Source organism: Streptomyces sp. NPDC051320 (assembly GCF_040682175.1).
Taxonomy (GTDB): domain Bacteria; phylum Actinomycetota; class Actinomycetes; order Streptomycetales; family Streptomycetaceae; genus Streptomyces.
In genome coordinates, this window is the sequence record NZ_JBFBAL010000049.1 from 1 (window position 1) to 2,322 (window position 2,322).

Below are 2,322 nucleotides of genomic sequence, written 5' to 3' on the forward strand. Positions count from 1 at the left end.
TCCACGGCGGCCTCCCCGGCCTCGATGCCACTCATCACGTCAGTCATCAACTGTCGCTTCCAGCTCGGGAGTTACACCAGTCACGGTACAGACCCGTTACTGACGGGAGGGAGGTCTCCGGAGAGGGAGGCATCATCCTCGGGCTCCGCCGAACTGCGCTGGCCACCAGCGGGGTTTCCGGCCGTACTGGTTGTCCAGCAGCGGGATCAGGGGTGAGGAGCAGATCGGTGATGGTTCCGCGATCGCCGGTCTGAGCGAGCCAGCCTTCGAGGACGTGCTGCAGAATGGGCCGGGCGAGCAGCAGGTATTCGTCGGGGCGCTGTTCGCGGGCTGCGAGGCTCGCGAGGTGACGAGTGTGGCAGTGCAGCGCAGCGAGCTCGGTGATGAGCGCAGAGCCGCATCGGGGCAGCGCATCGAGTTCGGCGCAGGAATGCGAGTCGGGCGCAGGCACGAATGCCGCGGGGCTGCGGCGTCGGAAGAAACCCATCATGGAAGCACTTCTCTCTCTGTGTGGAAGCCGCTCAGGTGAGGGCCGTATCGCCGGGATACGGGCGCGCGGCGAGTGGTACGTCGGTGAGAGCCGGTCACCGAGCAAGGCGCGCGACCGGCGCGACGGGCCGTGGATATTTCACGATTTCGGACTACGGCGTGCGGTTGTGACGGGGCGTGGGTCGGCGGGGACGAGGGAGCGCTGTCCTGCGGTACCCCTTTGGACGCGTCGGGGCTTCAGTGAGTTAGACACCGGGAACTCACCACCCTCCGCGGCAGGTAGCGCAGCGTCCGTCTCCTGCGGGGTGGGCGTGTTTGGGCGTGGGCCCTGTGCAGGTAGTGCACAGCGGCCATTGCAAGCAGGCCGGGCAGAGGTCTTCTCCCGGGGCTGTGCCGGGGCGTCCGCATCCTGAGCACTCCACGAGCGGCCGGTAGGAGAGCGCGGCGTCGACGTCCCGGGCAGCTGAGGGCCGCTTGAGGTCCTCGCCGTCTCCGTCGTTTTCGCTGTTGAGGCGCCGTGGCGGCGGGGCCTGGTCCGCGGCACGCAGCCGGGCTGCGACGATGGCACCAATAGATGTGTAGACCGGCTCGGGCAAAGGGCGCCCGACGATGATGTGTTCCAGCTGCGGATGTGTCCATCCCTTCTCCAGCATGCTGGAGACGACCTCCGCCTGGTCCTGAAGGGGCTTTCCTGTCAGCAGGTACTCGGGGCGCTGCGCGGCCACGTGCAGCAGGAAGGCCATCCCTGTCGAGGGAGCGGGCGCAGGCGGCTCGGCTGTGGGATCAGCCTGAGGCGGAGTGCTCTCGTGCCCGGCTGGCGGTTCGCCGGGCGCGGAGGGACGGATGGTGTTCTTGCTCTTGGTCTTCTTGCTTCTGGTGTTCTTTGTGGGCGGATCATCCGCCGTCGGACTATCCGCGTGCGGAAAATCGCATCTTGGTTGCGACCTGGTCGTTTGTGCACGGCGGCCCGGGGGCTGGGCGGTCAGGTCGTTGAGGGCGGCCGGCATGTCGGTGATGGCGTAGACGATGTCTCCCCATGTCCCGTTCGCCGCTCGTTCCCTGACTCGTGTCAGGTAGCCGAAGCGCTCCAGTTCGGTGAGCCCGCCGCGCACCGCGTGGATTCCCTCGGTCGAGGAACGCACGAGCTCGCGTACGCTCACCCGCCATCCGTCCCGGTGGCTCGCGATGAGTCCGAAGATGCCCTTGGCCTTGAAGCTCAGGCGGCGGTCGCGGAACAGCCCGTTGGCGATCTGTACAAAGTGGTCGGCGGCCATCGTGCCGCGCTGGGTTCCGGACCCGTAGCTGCTCACGTCATTCCCTTCGCGTCGCTGCGCATCCCCCGGATTCGGGACGGCGGCTGCTCCAAGGCCTCAGTTCATGTGCTGTCTCCGACCGGTCTGACGTCCACCAGTGGTGACCATGAGTCACGATCCGATCTCGTTGCCGCGCAGTGCGTGGTCGGGGGCGACCACCGAGCCGACCACGCTGGTAGTACCGCGCGTGCGCAGTTCCCTATCGGGTGACATGTAGCTGCCGTAGAAGGAGGTACTGCCCCGGTGTTCAGGGCGGGGCCCGCTTGCGCAGTTGTGCCGGGCAGCTGGTGCGCAGTGCCGTGCGGCGAGGGTTTGGTGCCTGGGCAGGGACGGATGCGCAGAGGCCGGCCGCAGTCGGGGCGCCCGGTGGGCTCGTAAAGCAAGAAAAGTGCCGGTTCACGTTCGCGTGGGGGCGGGACGGCAGAGGGGCCCGAATCCGGTGGTCGGGTCTGTGGTCGGGCACGATCACAAACGCGTCACAAAGCCGTGGTCGGGTCTGTGGTCGGGCCCGACCACAGAC

The 2,322-nt window shown here is 67.5% G+C and carries 1 protein-coding gene; it reads right to left on the reverse strand.

Annotation, left to right across the window (positions count from 1 at the left end; genetic code table 11):
* Window positions 1–749: 749 nt before the first annotated feature.
* Window positions 750–1,799, reverse strand: coding sequence for a hypothetical protein (locus AB0M87_RS33300; protein ID WP_365859638.1), 1,050 nt, complete (start codon window positions 1,797–1,799; stop codon window positions 750–752).
* Window positions 1,800–2,322: the final 523 nt, after the last annotated feature.